16 protein-coding genes are annotated in these 19,382 nt (G+C 46.8%); 2 read left to right on the top strand and 14 right to left on the bottom strand.

The features are described from left to right. Nucleotides 1–198: 198 nt before the first annotated feature. The 11 genes from Q4Q49_RS15505 to Q4Q49_RS15455 all read right to left on the bottom strand — a co-directional run bounded on the left by Q4Q49_RS15505 (nt 199) and on the right by Q4Q49_RS15455 (nt 12,393). Nucleotides 199–702, bottom strand: a complete 504-nt coding sequence (locus tag Q4Q49_RS15505; protein ID WP_311999769.1) for a hypothetical protein — start codon at nt 700–702, stop codon at nt 199–201. A gap of 503 nt (nt 703–1,205) precedes the next feature. After that, nucleotides 1,206–1,505, bottom strand: coding sequence for a hypothetical protein (locus tag Q4Q49_RS15500; protein WP_311999768.1), 300 nt, complete (start codon nt 1,503–1,505; stop codon nt 1,206–1,208). A 113-nt stretch (nt 1,506–1,618) separates the two neighbouring features. Further along, on the bottom strand, nt 1,619–1,975 hold the full coding sequence (locus Q4Q49_RS15495) for a DUF2750 domain-containing protein (protein WP_259583333.1): 357 nt from the start codon (nt 1,973–1,975) through the stop codon (nt 1,619–1,621). Between the two features lie 714 nt (nt 1,976–2,689). Next, nucleotides 2,690–4,144, bottom strand: coding sequence for a methyl-accepting chemotaxis protein (locus tag Q4Q49_RS15490; RefSeq protein WP_006085446.1), 1,455 nt, complete (start codon nt 4,142–4,144; stop codon nt 2,690–2,692). Between the two features lie 104 nt (nt 4,145–4,248). Beyond that, complete coding sequence (locus Q4Q49_RS15485; protein WP_300482947.1) at nt 4,249–4,740, bottom strand: DUF1097 domain-containing protein; 492 nt, start codon at nt 4,738–4,740, stop codon at nt 4,249–4,251. Between the two features lie 211 nt (nt 4,741–4,951). After that, entirely contained in the window at nt 4,952–7,198 is a 2,247-nt protein-coding gene (locus tag Q4Q49_RS15480; protein ID WP_311999767.1) for a molybdopterin cofactor-binding domain-containing protein, read from the bottom strand. A gap of 1 nt (nt 7,199) precedes the next feature. Beyond that, entirely contained in the window at nt 7,200–7,718 is a 519-nt protein-coding gene (locus Q4Q49_RS15475; RefSeq protein WP_311999766.1) for a 2Fe-2S iron-sulfur cluster-binding protein, read from the bottom strand. Nucleotides 7,719–7,721: 3 nt separating this feature from the next. Next, nucleotides 7,722–8,459 (bottom strand): nucleotidyltransferase family protein, encoded by a 738-nt coding sequence (locus Q4Q49_RS15470; RefSeq protein WP_311999765.1) that lies wholly within the window; start codon nt 8,457–8,459, stop codon nt 7,722–7,724. Further along, nucleotides 8,459–9,475: an XdhC family protein gene (locus Q4Q49_RS15465; RefSeq protein WP_311999764.1), complete on the bottom strand. Its 1,017-nt coding sequence runs from the start codon at nt 9,473–9,475 to the stop codon at nt 8,459–8,461. The genes Q4Q49_RS15470 and Q4Q49_RS15465 overlap by 1 nt, the downstream gene beginning before the upstream one ends. 387 nt (nt 9,476–9,862) lie before the next feature. Beyond that, nucleotides 9,863–11,602, bottom strand: coding sequence for a methyl-accepting chemotaxis protein (locus Q4Q49_RS15460; RefSeq protein ID WP_259590533.1), 1,740 nt, complete (start codon nt 11,600–11,602; stop codon nt 9,863–9,865). A 146-nt stretch (nt 11,603–11,748) separates the two neighbouring features. Next, nucleotides 11,749–12,393, bottom strand: a complete 645-nt coding sequence (locus Q4Q49_RS15455; protein ID WP_311999763.1) for an MBL fold metallo-hydrolase — start codon at nt 12,391–12,393, stop codon at nt 11,749–11,751. Nucleotides 12,394–12,648: 255 nt separating this feature from the next. Here Q4Q49_RS15455 and Q4Q49_RS15450 point away from each other — a divergent pair, with 255 nt between their 5' ends. Next, nucleotides 12,649–13,938, top strand: coding sequence for an alpha/beta fold hydrolase (locus Q4Q49_RS15450; protein ID WP_311999762.1), 1,290 nt, complete (start codon nt 12,649–12,651; stop codon nt 13,936–13,938). 470 nt (nt 13,939–14,408) lie between these two features. Here Q4Q49_RS15450 and Q4Q49_RS15445 read toward each other — a convergent pair whose 3' ends face one another. Next, a complete protein-coding gene (locus Q4Q49_RS15445; RefSeq protein ID WP_311999761.1) occupies nt 14,409–16,523 on the bottom strand; it encodes a DNA topoisomerase III in 2,115 nt (704 codons plus the stop codon). A gap of 166 nt (nt 16,524–16,689) precedes the next feature. On the opposite strand from Q4Q49_RS15445, the gene Q4Q49_RS15440 reads away from it, so the two are divergent. Next, the gene (locus tag Q4Q49_RS15440) at nt 16,690–16,977 is read left to right on the top strand and encodes a hypothetical protein (RefSeq protein ID WP_300482975.1); all 288 of its coding nucleotides are present in this window, start codon (nt 16,690–16,692) and stop codon (nt 16,975–16,977) included. A gap of 237 nt (nt 16,978–17,214) precedes the next feature. Here the strand turns inward: Q4Q49_RS15440 and purF are convergent, their stop codons facing one another. Together purF and Q4Q49_RS15430 are read right to left on the bottom strand one after the other, a co-directional pair. Further along, nucleotides 17,215–18,729 (bottom strand): amidophosphoribosyltransferase, encoded by a 1,515-nt coding sequence (gene purF, locus Q4Q49_RS15435; RefSeq protein ID WP_028761029.1) that lies wholly within the window; start codon nt 18,727–18,729, stop codon nt 17,215–17,217. A gap of 57 nt (nt 18,730–18,786) precedes the next feature. Beyond that, a complete protein-coding gene (locus Q4Q49_RS15430) occupies nt 18,787–19,275 on the bottom strand; it encodes a CvpA family protein (protein ID WP_006085458.1) in 489 nt (162 codons plus the stop codon). Between the last annotated feature and the right edge of the window lie 107 nt (nt 19,276–19,382).

Below are 19,382 nucleotides of genomic sequence, written 5' to 3'. Positions count from 1 at the left end.
ATCTCATCATGGAATTGTTGCAGAAGTGATGACATGGTAGACCTCCTAGGTGAGGGATTATCCCTAGGAGTAAGTGTGGAACAGTGGTTCGCTTTGGGCTCCGCGCAGCGGCTTAGTTCAACGCCCATTTAATGGGCTAAAAATTGTTGGCTATAATGTTTGAGGCACGAAAAACAGCCAACTGTTTTTTGTCCCTGTTTAATTACTTGTTAGTTTGATTTTTCTTCTTTTATCAACAAGAAAGAATATACCCGCTATAAATAAACTTACCAAACCAGCCCACCCCGCTATTCTACTATTTGCAGCATAAGCTTCTACCATGCTTTCATAACTTCGAATAGTTTCACCATTTTTAATCAACTCATAAATAGTATGGTAACTATTCTCATCAAATGGCGGTGAATGTGAATCTGTTAAATCATACAGAACAGAGATTGTTGAACCTTGACTTGCCAAGGCTGAATGAGTCTTACTCGTTTGACCGCCAATTGAGTGATAGATTAAATGCGTTTCATTGTTTAAAAATTTAAATCTTAAAGTGTCACCATTTTTACCAGTAGCTTTTACCCAGTCAATTTTACCTTCAAGTGGAGTTAATTCTGACTTAGGCAGTACTTTGCCGCTCAATAAAAATAGAATTACCAAACCTAAACCTAGCAAAGCACAAACTAAGGCTGATTTCTGAATATCATTTAACTTCATATAAACGCCGAGACTTCCTTATCAAACTAACGCACGCCTAAACGGCGAGCAACTTGTTGCGAGTCCAGCGGCCGCAGGCCGCGATGTTTAAGACGCTTGTTATGCAAAATCACCTCAGTTTTACCCCACAAGTACCACACTCTTTGGGAGAGATTTGAATGCCTAATCCACCTAAAGGCGCTGGCGAGTGGTTACAATTTGGACACCTGTAATTGTACAAGCCATAAAAAATCAATCCGAAACCAATCAGAAACGGTATCGTTGGATTAATGTATATCTCCGTTAAGGTGTTGAATAAAAGCGTAACACCGAACATAGCGAATGATACTGCAAAAAGTACAGTTAACCTTTTCTCTTTTTTAGCAAACTCGCTTATAACTTCACTCTCGGTCATTGTTCTGATACCGCATAACGCTCCGCTAAACGGCGAGCGTTAGCGCGTCCGGTTCCGGCCACGCCCTTTGTGGCAGGAACGAATTTGAGTGGCTTGTTATACGTCATACCTAAAGTTTCAATTCCTCATCCACCGGATCTTGGTATGTGATAACGCTAAATCGGTTTTCTTTAGCATAGTTAAAGGCCTGCTGAAGCAAAGGTTTTGTTATTTCGGCGTCACTGGCTACTTTTCCGGTTTTCTTAATGTCAATTTCATTCCAGCCCAAATCTCCGAGATAAAGGGCAACATCTTCGATTATTTCTTTTAAATTTTCATCTCTGGAAAACATATTAAATGCATACCGCTTACCCTTTTCGAAACGTCCATTTTCTTCTGTAAACTCAGCTGTTCCATGTATTACAAGCATTTGATTCGAATCTCTGACGTATAACGCCCAAATTTAGCGCGGAAAGCCGCGCAGCGGGTTGACGTCGCAGCCAGCGCTTTTTGCTGGCGATAATATTTGTTTGTTAGGAGACATTACCAGAATGCCTCCAATTGCTTAACCAAAAGTGGCGCGGGAATATCGATACCTGTTAGTTTTTTGCCACTGAGATTGACACCTACGACCTTCGTTTCAGGTGGAAGGATTGGCAAAAAGTGCTCCTTGAATTGCCCCCAAACCACACTTCTCGGTTCAACCTTACCAAGCAATTCTGGATTGAGTTTCTTTAAGCGCTCTATCCGAGATTTAGAAGACCAGACAGGGAAAGAGACCTTCTTATCCTTCAAATCGAATTCCAGCAGTATTTCACCAGGCAGAACTCCGAACCAGACAACTTTGGTTTCAGCAACTTCCTCATAAAACTTATTAGCTTGTGGTACTCCGGATGACATCCTTTGTCTCCTAACGTCTTACTATTTATGCGCTGCGCTTTTATCACGTTAGACCAGTGAAAACGCGTACAGTTAACTATTTGTATGCAAAGAACTTATCAGCTTTTAATCAAATACACCATCCGGAAAAACGCGCATGCGCGTTTTCCAAACCTATTAACTAATTTTGGGAAAGCTTATACGGATGATTTTTAAGGGTTTTATAAATTTTAGGCTATATAAACGCGCAAACTAATGAGTTTAAAAACACTCAACATCATCTAAATTTAAATACGACTGTATACCCATATATTGTTAGTCGCTTTACGGTAGGGCCAAACATTTGGTAAATAGATGAGATTTTGCAGGGCAATTCATTCGTCAGTTTTCAATTCACTAAATGAATGCTAGCCAGCTTAGGGGCAATATTTTTTTAGCTAAACGAACATAGTTAAGATTGGCATTGTTGCAACTGTGACCGACTAAAACAGGATGTTTTAGTAGAGCCCTCAGGGATACTTCTTGTTGAATAAAGGGATGGCGAGTCACAGGGGAAACAATGACAATGAATGCTAAGCAACTCAATTATCTGCTTTGAGGTATTCCGAAAATGAAATGGCGGAAATCTACGATTTTCGCCATTTTAAGATGATACGCTAATGCTTAATATAAGACTCAGTATCGGGCGTTATTGCTCAACACCCCATGCCGACGACTCACATTAAAGGTGACACATTAGCTAGTGCGATACTGCTTTAAAATGCCATCTAGCTCGACCGAGGCATGGTGCAGATCATTGGCTAAGGTCACACTGCGCTGGGCCGTTTGTTTGATGGTTTCCGACTGATGGCGGATTTCATTCAATTGTCCGGCAATGTCGCGCGCGGCGACACTCTGCTCTTCCGCCGAGGCGGCAATTTGGCTGCTCATATCAAATACCGCATTCACCGATTGCGCCATGCCTTGAACATCGTCACCGACGGCAATAATCGCGCTGCGGCCTTCATCGGCCTGATCGACTATCTCCATGGTAATGCTAGATAAACGACTCGTGCCAGACTGTAAGCCTTCAATCATAGACTGAATTTCTACCGTGGCCTGTTGAGTTCGACCCGCTAAGGTGCGAACTTCATCGGCGACAACGGCAAAACCACGCCCCTGCTCACCGGCACGCGCCGCTTCAATGGCCGCATTTAGGGCTAACAAGTTGGTTTGCTGCGAAATACTGTTAATCGTCGTAACCACGGCATCGATACTCGCCGCATCCTTAGACAATTGTTCCACCGATGAAAACGCTGCGCCAATCTTAGTTGAAAGTAAGCCTATACTGTCCACTGTGTGGCTAATGCGCCCACGACTGGCCGACATTTGGGTTGAGTTTTCTTTAGTCTGCAGCGAAGTGTTGCTCGCGTTGATAGAAACTTCTTCAATCGCTGAAGTCATTTGCGCCATCGCCACGGCAACGGAATCGAGGAATTGATGTTGGAAACCAATCAGCTCATCACTGGTGGCCGCCTGTTGATTAAATTCATCGGATGCTAACGACAAGGTTTGTGCATTTTTACCAATGGCTGACACCATTTCACTCATGTTATCGGCGCAGCGGTCAATTTCGCGGGCAATCAAACTGAAATCGTCAGTGCCAAAGAAGTTTAATCTAAAGCTCAAATCACCATCAGCTAAGCGTTTGATGGCTAAGTACATATCCCACAAGCCACCGCCGAGTGAGGTTGAAATCCAGTAGCTCAGTTGGAATAAGGGCAACAAGCCCACTAATGCTAACCAGAACATAAAGTTAGCATCGCTACGCGCATCGGCTTCCCACTCATGAACATTCTGCGTCAGTTGTAAGGCTTGCATGCCTGACACGCTGGCGCTGGCCGTCACTTTATCCCCTTGACGCTGTGCCTCACTTTGCCTTGAGGTCACAGTTAACCCGTATTGACTGGCAAATTGTGATAAGGCATCAGCTTCTAGCTTTTGCGCCGTGGCAACTTGCGCTAAGGTATCGACGCTCGCTTGAACGCGGGCAATAGAAGCTTGCTCGACGTTTCGGTGCGCGTGTTGATAGTTGACGAGTGCCACGGCGGCCGTGATCAACGCCACCATAGAACACACTACCCAAAACTTTCCGTTGAGACTGAACTTGATCAATATGGCATCAATGGTGCGAAACTGGATTTGTTTCATCTTGATAATTCCTAAGAACAAAATGCTATTTGGCACTAAATCAGCATTATAGCCCAGATCGCTTCGACAGCTATGTCAGTAATAAGATCTGAGCAGGTATTATGCTAATCCGCGCTAGCTACTTGACTACGCGTGGCGGCAGACCACTTTTGTGTCAAGGTAACCAACTGCCCCGTTAACAGGCTCATACTAAAACCTAATAAGCCACCAATGATCAACGACGGCACGACATTGGCCACATCACCCGCCATAGCAAAGGTAGTGCAACAACCAATAAATGCGCCGGGAATAAAGCTAAGCTTTTGATAACTTGCCTGTAAACACATGGCCGAGGTGGCTATGCCGGTAAAAATATACCCAAATACGGGCGAAATAAAAAAGCTGCTACCCGAGATAATGAGCCAAGCCCAAAACACACCGGACAGATTCGTGCACCACGCCATCATCACCCCTTGAAAACCAGCCTTGGGTTGAGCAAAAAAAGTGCTGCAACCTAAAAAGCCAATCCAAGTGACCAGATGAAAGGCATCTGCGATGCCACACCAAATAGCCGCCAATAGGCCGGCAGAAATAGCGACTTGCCAACGATTTTCCATGGATGACCCCTTTATAATTCTATTCACGGAAGTTTATCTGTTAGTTAAATTACCTCTATTCTGGTAACAAAAACCTGATCTATTGCTAATTTTCGGCATTAATGCCCGTAAAATCGCTAACAAGCAAATTTTTTGTGGTAAAAAAACGAAAAAAGCGCTTATTAGGCGCTTTTTTGTTCAAACGGCGTTCAGTTAACTCTCTTGCCGTCACTTACACTCGCAATAGTTTGTTCACGGGAAGGTCGCGGATCCTCTGCCCCGTCGCCGCAAAAATTGCATTGGTTAAACTTGGGGCAACGGGCGGTACACCCGGCTCACCTACGCCTGCAGGCGCAGCATCGGACTCGATAATGATGATCTCAATATCGGGGGTTTGGGGGATCCGCAGCAAAGGATAATCGTGGAAATTCGATTGCTGTACTTTGCCCTCTTTGTAAGTGATTTCCCCCATCAAGGCTAAACTCAGGCCAAATACAATCGCGCCTTCAGTCTGGGCTTTTACCCTATCTGGGTTAACGATCGTGCCCGCATCGATAGCTGCGATGGCATTCAGCACTTTAAGCTGTTTATCCTCACTCACTTCCACCAGCATGGCCACGGCGACATAACTGACAAAACTGCGGTGTACGGCAAACCCCCAGCCCTGATTTTTACCTGCCTTGGGCGCCTTAGCTTGGGCTTTTTCGACCGCGTCGATTACCCCAAAATAGCGGCTCACGTCCACGGGATGACGATCAAGATCTTCGCCATAGTTGCCGTATTTAAACTGTTGGTCGGTAAAGATCTCACGCCTTGCTTCACCTAACAGGCTACGCCACATTGCAGGGCAAGAAACCTGAGAACGATGAGCCATTTCATCGACAAAACTGCCGACACTAAAACCGTGCTGAATGTTACACACAGAGCGCATCCAACCAATACGGCTATGCGCCTGCGCTTTTACCGCTTCGTATCTTAAATTCGGCAAAGCAAAGGGCACATCCACAAAGCCTAAATCCAACTCACCGCCAGAGGGATATTCCACCCCTTCGGCAAAGGTTGAACTGATCGATGGGAATCCCGTACGGGCTAAAAGCGCGGTCGGTTTATTGTTGGCATCGAACAACGCCTGATAGGACTGGGCGCTGATAGCATGGTAGTAACCGTTTTGGATTTCATCCTCGCGGCTCCAACTCACTTTAATTGGACGCTTGAATTGCTTCGATAACAGCGCGGCTTCAACGCTAAAATCAGGTTTAGATTTACGCCCAAAACCACCACCCAATAGGGTGACATTCACTTTAATCGCATCTTCTTCCATACCCAGCGCAGCGGCCACATTTTGCTGGGTACTTTGCGGCGTTTGGGTCGATGCCCAGATTTCACAGCCCTTTTCAGTCACATGGGCGGTGGCAACGGGCGGCTCGATAGAAGAATGAATTAAATAAGGCACGGTATAAACGGCCTTTAACGTATTCGCCTCGGGCCAGTTTTTGATCTCCTCGCCAGCTTGGCGCACAACGTTACCGCTTTGTTGTACCCGCTCGACAAGCTCCTTTAAATAAAGACTTGAATCATGCTGACTATTGTCGGCCTGAGTCCAAGTGACTTTTAAGGCTTTGCGGCCTTCGAGGGCACTCCAAGTGTTTGTGGCGATAACAGCAACGCCGCCCAAAGCCTGAAACGCGGGTGCGCCCTTAGCGGCGGGCAAACGATACACATCCACTACGCCGGCCACCTTGCGCGCCGCAGTATCGTCCAAGCTTGCCACATCGCTCCCAAGCACGGGCGGGCGCATGATGCTGGCGTAGAGCATACCGTCGAGTTTGATATCGTAACCATAAATCGCGCTGCCGCTTAACATGGCATCCATATCAACGATTTGGCGTGATGCGCCAATCTGCTTGAAATCTTTAACCTCTTTAAAGGTTAACGACTCAACAGCGGGGACTGGCTGCTTTGATGCGGCTAACGCTAACTCGCCGAACTTGGCCGAGCGACCCGATTTAGCATGCAGCACTTTATGGCTAGCGGTATACACCTCGCTCACGGGTACTTTCCAGCGCGCTGCGGCGGCTTGCTCTAGCATGGTTCTTGCCATCGCCCCCATCTGACGCATACGGTCGTAATTTTCGCGAATACTGCGGCTACCGTCGGTGTTTTGGCTGGCATAGCGTTTATCGGCTAAGCCTTGAATGGGGACGATTTTATCCCAATCCGCTTCTAACTCTTCGGCTAATACTTGCAGAATACCGGTTCTGATCCCCTGTCCCATCTCGGAGCGATGGCAAGTGAGGTACACTTTGTCGTCTTCACCAATGGCAATAAACAGATTCAGCCGCGCTTCTTTATCCTGCGCCAGCGCCATAGGGCTCCAAGTTAGTCCACTCGCCCCTAATGCTAATCCGCCACCCACTGCGCCAAACAGTTTTAACACGTCGCGGCGGCTGATATTTTCTACGGCAGTAAAAGTACTCATATTAGCCCTCCTGTTTGGCATAGTTTTGCAGTGCCGCTTTAATCCGCGGGTATGTTCCGCAGCGGCAGAGATTACCCGACATGGCCGAGTTAATTTGTTCTTCAGAAGGTTTCGGATGCTGCGCCACTAACGCCGCAGCCGACATCAATTGGCCCGCCTGACAATAGCCACACTGTGGCACGTTATGTTCGGCCCAAGCATTTTTAAGCTTTTGATTATCCAGCCCTTCAATTGTTGTCAGTCGTTTTCCCTGTGCCTGCCCCAAACTGGTTAAGCAAGCGCGTACGGGTTGGCCGTCTAAATGCACAGTACAAGCACCGCATAGCCCTGCACCGCAGCCATATTTAGTGCCCGTGAGCCCTAGAATATCCCGTAGTGCCCACAGGATTGGCATTTTAGGATCGGCATCTAAGGTAAATGATTTACCGTTGATGATCAGTGTCTGGGTTGAAAGTGTCTGAGAGGAAGCGGCGGTATTCGCTTCCTTGACGACTGCTTTGGTTGATAAAACTTCTGCCATAACTCACTCCTTAAGTGCCAACCACGACGCAAGATCGGCTTGGGTATCAATATCAATTGCGGCGCGGGGTAGTGTTATAGCGACTAACGCTCCCTGCTGTGCTTGTTGTTTTAAAATAGATTTCGCCCCGCGATCACCACTCAAATGAGTGAACAAAGGCAATGTAGAGGCATTAAAAATAGCAGGTACACCTAAATCATCCAAATAATGGGCGGCAACGTCTTTACCCGTTTCATGCCATGTCAAAATCAGTTGGCGATAATCATCGGCGCTCAGAGCCACTTGGTCAGCGAGCGTTAGCAGCATGGCATCAAAGCCTTGCTCCTTGGCATAACTTGCCGCCAAACTCACAGAGGAGGCCAAACCCGTGTGCCACTGTGGATTAATTAAAACATCAAAGGGGTGGCGGGAATGAAGTTCGGCTAATAATGGCTGTAATACGTGCTGGTGAGCACCGAGTATGACTAACAAAGGCGCATATTGTGGCGAATGTGTGTCTTGGCGCCCCAAATCTAAATCTTGGCAATGAAGCTGTTGTAAACGCTCAACATGGGTGCAAATGATGGCTTGTTCGCGAGTTTCTGTAGCGCTAAGTGATGGTATAAGCTGCGCTAACTTAGCCCCCTCAAAGCGCTTACTTTCACCCGCCGCAAGTACCACGATTAACAGCCGTTTGGATGAACGTGGCGTTTGCTCTGCCAACGTTAGCTCTGCAGACTTTGGCACTGGCGGCAATGTCATCAACGCATTATCTCATCGAGATGTTTTAAGGTCGCGCCATGGAGCACGCCGTGGCACTGGGCCAAAATACTTAAGGCCACTGCGCCCGGTAACTCGCCGCCAAGGGCAAGCCCTGCGGGAGCAGAAAACACTCCAGAAAAAGATTCAGTACTCAGCCCTGCCATCCCCAGCACTTTATCCCGTCGATGAGCTGGACCAAGCAAGGCGACATAGGCAAGTGGATAAGCTTGAATGACCTTCAATGCCGCAGCATCTAAGCCCAAGTTATGGTTCATCACTACGGCACAATCCAATTGGGCGATATGATTCGCGGTTAATTCTCCCGCGGCAAGTTTCACTACATGGGCATAGGGGAAATCCGCCGCTCTGGCATAGGCAGTACGACCATCAAAAACCGTCACTTGCCAGCCTAAGGTATGGGCCATGGCGGCAATAGGCTTAGCGTCGATACCACCGCCAAAAATGCCAAGGTGGAATCTTGGTCTCAGCGGAATGATCAGCGATTCTCCCGCCTCTTGGGTGAAGACGCCTGTGCGGACAAAATCGCTGGCGGGGAACGGTGTCAACGCTTCGGGGTAGAAAGCGGCTTGATATTGGCGCGCATCCGTCCCCGCTTTGACTAATGGCAATTGATAAAAACCTGACCGACCGTGGCGAAATGCCTGTACTAGCTCAACCAAACCAAGATCATGATTCTCTTTTAAGAGTGGGATCAACATGATATCTACTATGCCGCCACAGCCGAGTCGATAGCTGGCATCGGACTCATCGCTCGCGTCATAGGTCACGCACGTGACTTGCTTTGTCTGCATGGCCTTTTGGGCATGGCGGCGGAGATCGGCTTCTAAGCAGCCGCCACTTAACATACCCACGCCTTGACCGAACTCATGAAACAACATCATGGCGCCGGGTTTGCGATAGGCCGAGCCTTGAATTTGGGTGATCACCGCAAGCACCCAAGCGTCATCCGCCAGCGGTAACCAATGCTCTAGTAAATCTTCGATTTGGTGATCCATCCGCAAGGACTCCATTGGGTTAGGGATATTTGAAAAGACTTAATGCACTTTTTACTGTCGACACTATCGAAACAAATAACCGTCGAAACTACAAACTGTCAAAACTAAAAAATCGCTGGTTAAGATCGCTGATGAATATCACAGCTATCGACGTCTATTTTGTTATCAAGGTTTGATGCGAGTTTCATTTGTCGATAAAAAAGCATCGCCAAACGCTCGGTATTAAACACTTGGGCAACCAAGTTAGCAAAGGCGTGTACGTATTGAAAGGAGTAATAGATGTCAAAAAGTGTCGAAGCAGAAAATATGTTCAGGGGAGGATTCGAAGAGGAAGGATTGACGTCCATGTCTTGAGTGGCGTTCGTTCGTAAATCAACCACATCTCATCTAAAACTGATATTCCCCCGCCTTAGTGCGCAGTATCTGGGATTGATTATCTAGGCTAATAGAGGTCGATTCTATCTGCTCGATAATCTGTGATACTTCACGGGAATTATCGCGGATCACCATCATACTCGAAGCGATTTCTTTAGAAACCAAGGACTGTTCCTCAGTTGAAGCGGCAACCTGAGTATTGATCCCATGAATCGCTTCGGTACTGTGACGAATATCCTCAAATACTGCCACGATACGTTGCAGCTCTACCCCCGCCTTTTGCATAAGCGTCGCGGCTTGAGTCACAGATGTACCCACTTGATTCGTACGACTTTGAAGGCTTGCGACAATATCGTCGATTTCCTTGGTGGAATCTTGGGTACGCTGGGCTAATGATCTAACCTCATCGGCCACCACAGCGAAACCTCGCCCTTGCTCACCGGCCCTTGCGGCTTCAATCGCGGCATTCAGTGCCAGCAAATTCGTCTGCTCTGCAATCGCCTTAATCACACTCAACACATTACTAACTTGGGTGCTTTCGTTCACTAAATGCGACATAGAGTCTTGAGTATTGGTAAACTCAGTTTCCAATACCGACATGGCTTTCAACGCTTCCGATACCGTCTGTTTACCCACAGTAACATGCGCTTCATTTTCAGCGGCGCGACTTTCAGCGTTCGACGTGCTCTCACTCACATGCACTAAGGTCGTGGTCATTTCTTCCATCGCACTGGCGCTGGCATCCAGTTCTCTCGCCACCCGATTTGAGCTTTCACGCGAAACTTGAATGGATGCCTTGGTTTGCTTCGCTAAATCAGCGACCTCTTTTGCAATACCATCCGTTGTCGATAAGGAACTGGCAAGGGAAGAGATAAACAAGTTGATTTGATTAACGATTTCGCCAATCTCTCCCTGAGTGGTGACAGAGATCCGCCGCGCAAGATTTTTAGATCGCTGAATGTCGAGCAACTCACTACAGGTCTGCACTAAGGGAGTCACAATCCGGCTCTTAACGATAATGAATCCACCAACGGCCGCAAGAATCACGATGAACAATACGAACTGAGACCAGTTTAATGCCGCATGTAAGGAGTCGAGACGACCATTAACTTCACCATCGGTACGTTTATCCAACGCCGTAAAGAACTCATCAATCGGCTGCATGATCTTGGCTTTTTCTCTATGGTATTGGTCGCTATGTAATAATTCCCTCGCCATGGTTAAGTTAGGCTCGCCTTTTATCGTGTAGGTTTGGGTGTTGGAGTCCATAAATATACCTTTGACGGCATTCATGGCTTTCACTTCGAGGGCGACTAACGCATCTGAGTTTTTTTGGGCTTGTTCGAGGTAACGAAATTCTTCATCGGAAAAACCGAGGGACTTCATTTGCTCTTTTATAGCAATTCTCGCGCCGTCTGGCTTTGGCTTATCGCCATAACTCAGCACCAAATCCCAATAAATCTGATGATATTTTTCGGGTCTGGGTTTCTCACCATTACGGATAGCCAAAATATCCATATACATTTTTTCGTATTTTTCATCACCTGTGACGGCGTAGGTACGGGCGAGACGTGTTAAGTCATCGGAACCTTGCCTTAATTCATCGGCAAGTTGATAGGACTGATATCGGATGCTGGCGGCATCATTAAAGAGATCGATTTTAGACTTCACATTGAAGCTCAGTGCCGCAGAAATCACGGCACTCGCGACTATGGTCGAAAATACCACACTCATCATGGTTTTTGTTTTCATACTTACCCCAATAGACGGAAGAACTGCTTTAAGTCTAGAAGGAAAATCAGAAAACATCGGTAAAAGTGGGACAATCAATGGAAATAATCGTTTGATTTGCGAGCGATTATCGCTCACAAATCAAACAGTTCTTAATGACATGACACTTAGAGTAAAAGTTGATCCGCGACAAAGGGATTATGCTCGCGCTCTTCACCAAAGGTCGACATAGGACCATGCCCCGGAATAAATTCGACGTCGACACCCAAGGGCCACAGTTTTTCGGTGATCGAGTGAATTAAATCATGATGATTTGATTGAGGAAAATCGGTGCGACCGATTGAACTTCTAAACAAAATATCACCTACCCACGCCAATTTAGATTGGGCAGAGAAAAGGGCAATGTGTCCCGGCGTATGCCCAGGGCAATGCAGCACTGACAAACTTTGTTCACCCACTTGCACGTTGTCGCCATCCTGCAGATATTGATCCGGTTCAAAGGCATCGCAATGGGGAAAACCGAAGTTTTGGCTTTGCTTAGGTAAGTTTTCAATCCAGAATTTATCGGCGATATGCGGGCCAATAATCGGCACATTGGCGGCTTGCGCTAAGGCTTTAGCCCCACCGACATGATCGATATGCCCATGGGTAAGAATAATTTTGTCGAGGACGAGTCCAAGTTTCGTCACTTCGTTTTGTATTCTGTCAATGTTTCCCCCAGGATCCACGACCGCAGCTCGTTTGGTTTTTTCACACCAGATCAGGCTGCAATTTTGCTGAAAAGGTGTCACTGGAATAATCTGATACTTCATAGCTTCAATCTCGTGTTATCCATAAGCGATAGATTACGCTAAGAAACTCATCATGGCTCAAATTTATAATGGAAAAATTGATCTTCACCAAAAGCTAATCAAATAATCCTAGCTTGTAGCATAAACTATTTGGTCTATACCCAAGGTAGTTGAAGATACGAGTTTCAACTAGCCTAGGTTGCTGCATCTTCAGGTTATTTGGGTATACAATCTGCCAATCACAATAACATGATCCTCTGCCATTAAGGTTGTTTGATGAAACCCGATATTATTCTCGCCGGAGTGCTGGCGAAGAAACATACTTTTACCTTGCCCCTCAACTATCAAAATCCGATTGCAGAGCAAATCCAAGTGTTTGCCAGAGAACTCTGTAGCCCAGAAAACAAAGATAAAAAGCTACCTTATATCGTGTTTTTCCAAGGCGGCCCCGGATTTGCGGCCATGCGCCCCGCCAGCAACAGCGGCTGGATCCGCCGCGCATTAAAAGAATATCGGGTGTTATTACTCGATCAACGCGGCACAGGCTTATCAACACCAATTAATTATCAAAGCCTGCAACACTTAGAGCCAGCAGCTCAAGCTGAGTATCTGAGCCATTTCAGGGCTGACAATATCATTCGTGATGCCGAGACGATTCGCGCCCAACTTTGCCCCGCCGATAAATGGGCAATTCTCGGCCAAAGTTTCGGCGGATTTTGCGTGTTGCATTATTTAAGCGCCGCCCCTCAAGGTGTTAACGAAGCCTATATCACAGGTGGCATACCGTCATTAACCCGCAGCGCCGATGATGTCTATCTTGCGACTTATCAACGCGTACTGGCGAAGAATAAACAATTTTTCCAACGCTTCCACGATGCCCAACATTTAGCCACTCGCTTAGCCAAACACTTGCTTGAAAATGAAGTGTATTTAGCCACGGGAGAACGCCTCACGGTTGAAATGTTGCAGCTGCTGGGTATTAATATCGGCATGGAGCAAGGACCTGAATCGGTTTATTATTTACTTGAGCAAGCCTTAATCAACACAGCTTCTGGGACAGTCGTTAACCCGTTATTTTTAAATCATTTCGGTCAAATGCTCGACTACAACACTAACCCGATTTTTGCCCTGCTGCATGAGGCGATCTACTGCCAGCACACAGCTTCACAATGGGCGGCGCACAGGGTAAGACAACAATTCCCCGCATTTAACTATCAGCAAGGTAAGCCTTTTTTATTTACCGGCGAGATGATTTACCCTTGGATGTTTGACCAATTCAGTCACTTAGTGCCCCTTAAAGCCGCAGCTGAAATCCTTGCCCATAAATCAAATTGGCCTGCACTGTATAATCTTGAACAACTGGCGCAAAACCGCGTCCCCGTTGCCGCGGCCATTTACAGTGAAGATATGTTTGTCGAGATGCAATACAGCCTTGAAACCGCGCAACAGGTCGGCAGGCTAAAGTATTGGCTAACATCAGAATATGAACACAACGGCATTCGCATGGATGGTGAGCACATACTGGATAAGCTCATCAGCTTAAACCGAGGCGACACCTTAAGATAAAGGTTAATTTTAAGGGCTAATTAAGTTAACGCTGACATTATAAACCTGCTCCTCATCTATTGAGTGATTTTGGCAAGTTTCAACGACCTATTTCCGTATGAGTAAACCGTTTTGGTTTACTCTTTTTTTTGCCAAAATTTAGGGCTATTTCGCGCCATTGTTATACCAATCACATTAAATATCTAATCAGTTCAGAGCCTCACAGGCATCTCAATCCAAGGCGCATTGACGCAAAAATGGTTATTCCCTTTTAAGTCAATGTAACACCGGAGTGGGATGCCTGTGTGGCTCCCAAAGGGCGGGTTTCAAAGCGCTTTATACTGCGTTCAAAGCTTTCGACAGAGCACCACTATGCCTTCAAGCCTTCGCCTTGTCTAAAGCGCGTTAAACTCCCGCTGAATGAACAGATATTTAATACGATTGGTATTAATGGCCGGAAATGCCCCTAAAACCAATGACACCCGTGCCTATCAAACCTCAGCAGCCACTTTGCGTGTTCGACTCCGAGTCCCTGAACTCGCACTCGACTTTTTCGCACTGCTACTTGTCGTTGTACTTGTTTTAGCGGTACTTGCCGTGCCAGTGCGTTTTGTCGAGCTAGAGGCTTTGCGGTAAGGCGACTTGCGATAACCAGATTTACTCCCAGCCGTTTTACGATAACCTTGACCTTGTAAACCATTAAGCGCGGTTGGTAGTTGTGCTCCTGCATTTTGGATAAGCGTGGATAAAGTGCCTAGCAGCGGTTGCATAAAGGCTTGATAGGAGGTTTCTTTATGGCAAATGCCGTTCAGGCTGGCTTCCCACAGGGCTGTCATATCCGGCGTAGTCGCACTCGCGGGCAAGCTGTTAATCAAGCCCTTACCCACGTCTGTAGAGACAATGGATTTGCCTAAGCGTTGTAAAAAACCGCGTTTGAACAGCAATTCGATGATACCTGCACGGGTGGCTTCAGTACCTAAGCCATCGGTTTCTTTGAGTATTTTACGGATCTCAGCGTCGGTGACGTAACGGCTGATCCCCGTCATAGCACCGAGTAAAGTGGCATCGGTAAAAGCTTTTGGCGGCTGGGTATTTTTTTCAAGCAATTCGCCGCGAGTACAATGCAAAGCCTGCCCTAGTTTCAGAGGGGGCAACTGGCCGATAAACTCGTCATTCTCCTCATCATCCTTACCCGCGCTTTCTTCCGTTGTGTTGCCACTGGTCTTACTGCCATTTGGCTCTTGGCGGGCAAAGAGTTGCTTCCAGCCGAGGGATTTATCCTGACGCGCCTTGGTATTAAATAAGCCGCCCTCAATTGTCACTTGCACTGTGGTTTCACTGTAACAATAGGCTGGATAAAACTGGGCTAAGTACTGGCGGGCAACATGAAGATATAACTGCCTCTCACGCTGACTCAAGCTGGATAAGTTAGCCGTCTTCTCGGTAGGAACAATGGCGTGGTGGGCATCCACTTTTTTATCATCCCATGCCTTGGATTTAAGCCGTGGTTCGGGGGCATCGGCGCCTTGCAATAACTCAGCGGCACCGCTGCTAATCGCCTTAAGAACCGACGACGCTAAGCTATGTTGCTCGACGGGCAAATAACGGCTGTCGGAGCGAGGATAGGTAATGAGCTTATGGCGTTCATACAGACTCTGGCAGGTATCGAGCACGTCCTTAGCACTCATGCCAAACCGTTTTGCTGCATCAATCTGCAGCGCGGATAAGCTGTAGGGCAAAGGCGGATTCTGTTTCTTGTCCTTAGCCACTAATTGAGTCACTAAAGCGGGTTTATCACTGATGCGACTCACCACATTTTGCGCTAACCCTCTGGCTAGTACTCGCCCTTCTTCATCCATGTATGGCTGGCAAGCTTCGCTGGGTTGCCACTTAGCACTGAAGGTTTCTTGCTTTTCGGTCGCCAAATGCGCTAGCACTTCATAGAAAGGTTTAGATTGAAAATTGGCAATCTCTTCATCACGGCGCACCACTAGCCCGAGTAAAGGCGTTTGTACACGCCCAACGGACAACACGCCTTGATAGCCGACCTTTTTACCTTGGATGGTATACGCACGCGTCATATTCATGCCGTAAAGCCAATCGGCGCGGCTACGGGCTAAGGCCGATGTGGACAAAGGAATAAACTCGCGATTACTGCGTAGCTGAGTTAACGCCCGTTTTACGGCTTGTGGGTTTAAGTCGCTGATCAGTAAACGCTGAGTTTGATGTAGTTTGTCCCCTGTCACCCCAAGATAAGCAATCACTTCATCCACCAGTAACTGCCCTTCACGGTCGGGATCGCCCGCATTAACCAGCGTATTGGCTTGTTTGACTAATCGTTTTAGCACTGTGAGTTGACTGCGGGTTGCGGCCTTAGGTTTTAGTTGCCACTTGTCCGGCACTATTGGCAAGTGCTCGAATTTCCACGACTTAAATTCGGGATTATAGGCATCGGGCTGCGCTTGTTCGAGCAAGTGACCGACACACCAAGACACGCAATCGCCATTGGCGGCTTCGATAAATCCATCGCCTTTTTTATGGGGTTTAGGCAATACATCGGCAATGGCCCGCCCTAGGCTAGGTTTTTCAGCGATATAGAGGATCATACAAACACCAAGCACTGGATATAATTACAGTATAATTTAGCCCAAACGCCCGTTGAGTGCAAATTTCTGTGACAAACCGAGCTTATATACCAAAACTCAAGTGTAAATTCAATTGCGAATAGTTCTCAACAACTACTAAGATACACTGAAATTTAGAGGAGTGGCTATGAGACAATTTGCAACAAATGCGCGGCAGACGATGACAACCAGTCCAGCATTGATATTAAGATTCAATCAGTTACTGTTATTTCATAGCCTGATGTTACTCGCGATAAGTATGCTCACCAGCACTTGGCTGGGACAAATGAAAATCATCGACATGCCTTTAGCTTGGGGATTCATGTTAGTGATACCCATTGCGGTGAGTTTATCGCTACTGCTAAAACATCAAGTCACCCGCCATAGCTTAAGCAGCTTATTCGGGGTGTGGATGCTGCTGTGGATCTGGGGATGAGCCAACTAACCTATGGCTGAAAAGATCAGTAGCCTCGCTGCTCCAACAATGGATTGAGTTCGCGGATGTCGAGAACAAACACTCATAGAAGTTTCCCCTAGCCCAATCGCGACACCTTTCCCAAGTGGCGGTTAACGCTCTATAAAAAAGCCATAAAAAAGCTAAAAAAAAGCTAAAAAAAGCTAAAAAAAAGCCAGTGACATTATCACTGGCTTTTTATCCGCCTAACGTTTCACCTTATGGGTGACAAACGTTATGCAGCTCTAAATTAGTACCGATATCTTTGTTACGATCCGCTTTAGCATCGTCATTACGCAGTTGCGTCAAGTGATCTAAATACGCTTGATCTACATCGTTAGTGATGTAATGACCATCGAAAACAGAGGTTTCGAAACGCTTAATCGCTGGATTTTCCATTCTTACCGCTTCGATTAAATCAGGTAAGTCTTGGAAAATAATGCCATCAGCACCAATTAACTTGGCGATTTCATCGGCATCACGACCGTGTGCAATAAGCTCATTCGATGTTGGCATATCAATACCGTACACGTTCGGGAAACGAATTTCCGGTGCGGCAGAGGCAAAGTACACTTTCTTAGCACCTGCTTCACGGGCCATTTCGATGATTTGCTCTGAGGTCGTACCGCGAACGATAGAGTCGTCCACCAACAGGACATTTTTGCCTTTGAACTCAGTGTTAATGGCATTCAACTTACGACGCACTGACTTCTTGCGCTCCTGTTGACCCGGCATGATGAAGGTACGGCCAATATAACGGTTTTTCACAAAACCTTGGCGGTACGGTAAGTCCATGCAACGGGCAATTTCCAGCGCGATATCGCAAGAGGTTTCAGGAATAGGAATAACCACGTCGATATCGTGATCGTACCATTCCTTCTTAATCTTCTCGCCAAGCTTAGCGCCCATGTTGACGCGACTTGCATATACAGACACTTTGTCGATCGTCGAATCTGGACGGGCAAAATAAACGAATTCGAAGATACAAGGTGCATAGCTAGGCTCGGCTGCACATTGACGGGTATACAGCTGACCGTCAATTGACACATAAATCGCTTCACCCGGTGCTACATCACGCATCACTTCAAAGCCAACTGCATCGAGTGCCACACTTTCAGAAGCCACCATGTACTCAGTGCCAGTGGCAGTTTCGTGCTTACCTAATACCAAAGGACGAATACCAAATGGGTCACGGAACGCGACTAAGCCTTGACCAATAATCATGGCAACAACCGCGTAGGCGCCACGAGCTTGTTGGTGTACGTTAGCGACCGCATCGAACACTTCTTCCGACGTCAGGGTCAAACTCGTGGTTTTTTGCAGTTCGTCGGCCAACAGGTTTAACAAGACTTCAGAATCCGAAGTGGTGTTCACGTGGCGACGTTTTTTGATCAGCCCTTCGGCTAATTCGACTGTGTTGGTTAAGTTACCGTTATGGGCTAATGAGATCCCAAATGGCGAGTTAACATAGAAAGGCTGCGCTTCAGATGCGCTTGAACTGCCCGCAGTTGGATAACGCACATGGCCAATACCAGCATTACCTTGTAGGCGTTGCATATGTTTGACTTCAAAAACGTCTTTAACCAAACCATTGGCTTTACGTAGTCTGAAAGCACCACGATCAATGGTCACAATACCTGCCGCATCCTGACCTCTGTGCTGCAACACTGTCAGTGCATCATAAATGGTCTGATTAACCGATGATTGGCCAACTATTCCGACGATACCACACATGGGTAAGCTTCCTCATTGTAAGATGTTCTATCACTTAGGATTATTTTATTTTCTTTCTTATAGTTTGGGTACAAAGCTGGAGGTGTTTTCCAAATAGTTAAAAAACCATTGAATGACAACGCCAAATTCGGGCACTAGCACAGAGTCCTTCCACCATTGGGTGTTGGGTGAACCTGTGAAAGCATCCATAAAAAACAGCAAGGCGCTCACAATTAGCGCGCCTCGAATAGCACCAAAACACAGGCCCAAGAGCCTATCAGTGCCAGATAATCCGGTTTTGACAACAAGTTGTCCGAGAATATAGTTAACTAAGGCGCCGAGTACCAAAGTGGTAATAAAGAGGATGGCAATAGAAACGCCATTACGCAGCATCTCATCGTTCATTTGAGTTAAGTGAACGGCAAGATCTTGGTAAAATTGGCTGGCAACAAAGAAAGCCGCGAACCATACCACTAAGGACATGGCTTCTTTGGCGAATCCGCGGATTAGACTGATGAGAGTCGATAATCCGATGACGAATATGATAGCGTAATCAATCCAAACCATTGAGATGGCTTTCCGACATGGGCTTTAAGACGGCGCGATTCTACCAGAGACTGAAACGATTCTCACCCCTAGAGAGGTAAATAAATCATTTTCAGTCGCGGATCTTA

The sequence above is a fragment of the Shewanella sp. SP1S1-7 genome (assembly GCF_031932105.1).
In the GTDB taxonomy this organism is placed as follows: domain Bacteria; phylum Pseudomonadota; class Gammaproteobacteria; order Enterobacterales; family Shewanellaceae; genus Shewanella; species Shewanella baltica.
This window is presented reverse-complemented; position numbering and strand designations above follow the sequence as displayed.

Excerpts from the sequence above, each read along its gene's own strand:
- Q4Q49_RS15505 (WP_311999769.1), bottom strand. The coding sequence starts at position 702 with ATGAAGTTAAATGATATTCAGAAATCAGCCTTAGTTTGTGCTTTGCTA.
- Q4Q49_RS15500 (WP_311999768.1), bottom strand. The coding sequence starts at position 1,505 with ATGCTTGTAATACATGGAACAGCTGAGTTTACAGAAGAAAATGGACGT.
- Q4Q49_RS15495 (WP_259583333.1), bottom strand. The coding sequence starts at position 1,975 with ATGTCATCCGGAGTACCACAAGCTAATAAGTTTTATGAGGAAGTTGCT.
- Q4Q49_RS15490 (WP_006085446.1), bottom strand. The coding sequence starts at position 4,144 with ATGAAACAAATCCAGTTTCGCACCATTGATGCCATATTGATCAAGTTC.
- Q4Q49_RS15485 (WP_300482947.1), bottom strand. The coding sequence starts at position 4,740 with ATGGAAAATCGTTGGCAAGTCGCTATTTCTGCCGGCCTATTGGCGGCT.
- Q4Q49_RS15480 (WP_311999767.1), bottom strand. The coding sequence starts at position 7,198 with ATGAGTACTTTTACTGCCGTAGAAAATATCAGCCGCCGCGACGTGTTA.
- Q4Q49_RS15475 (WP_311999766.1), bottom strand. The coding sequence starts at position 7,718 with ATGGCAGAAGTTTTATCAACCAAAGCAGTCGTCAAGGAAGCGAATACC.
- Q4Q49_RS15470 (WP_311999765.1), bottom strand. The coding sequence starts at position 8,459 with ATGACATTGCCGCCAGTGCCAAAGTCTGCAGAGCTAACGTTGGCAGAG.
- Q4Q49_RS15465 (WP_311999764.1), bottom strand. The coding sequence starts at position 9,475 with ATGGATCACCAAATCGAAGATTTACTAGAGCATTGGTTACCGCTGGCG.
- Q4Q49_RS15460 (WP_259590533.1), bottom strand. The coding sequence starts at position 11,602 with ATGAAAACAAAAACCATGATGAGTGTGGTATTTTCGACCATAGTCGCG.
- Q4Q49_RS15455 (WP_311999763.1), bottom strand. The coding sequence starts at position 12,393 with ATGAAGTATCAGATTATTCCAGTGACACCTTTTCAGCAAAATTGCAGC.
- Q4Q49_RS15450 (WP_311999762.1), top strand. The coding sequence starts at position 12,649 with ATGAAACCCGATATTATTCTCGCCGGAGTGCTGGCGAAGAAACATACT.
- Q4Q49_RS15445 (WP_311999761.1), bottom strand. The coding sequence starts at position 16,523 with ATGATCCTCTATATCGCTGAAAAACCTAGCCTAGGGCGGGCCATTGCC.
- Q4Q49_RS15440 (WP_300482975.1), top strand. The coding sequence starts at position 16,690 with ATGAGACAATTTGCAACAAATGCGCGGCAGACGATGACAACCAGTCCA.
- purF (WP_028761029.1), bottom strand. The coding sequence starts at position 18,729 with ATGTGTGGTATCGTCGGAATAGTTGGCCAATCATCGGTTAATCAGACC.
- Q4Q49_RS15430 (WP_006085458.1), bottom strand. The coding sequence starts at position 19,275 with ATGGTTTGGATTGATTACGCTATCATATTCGTCATCGGATTATCGACT.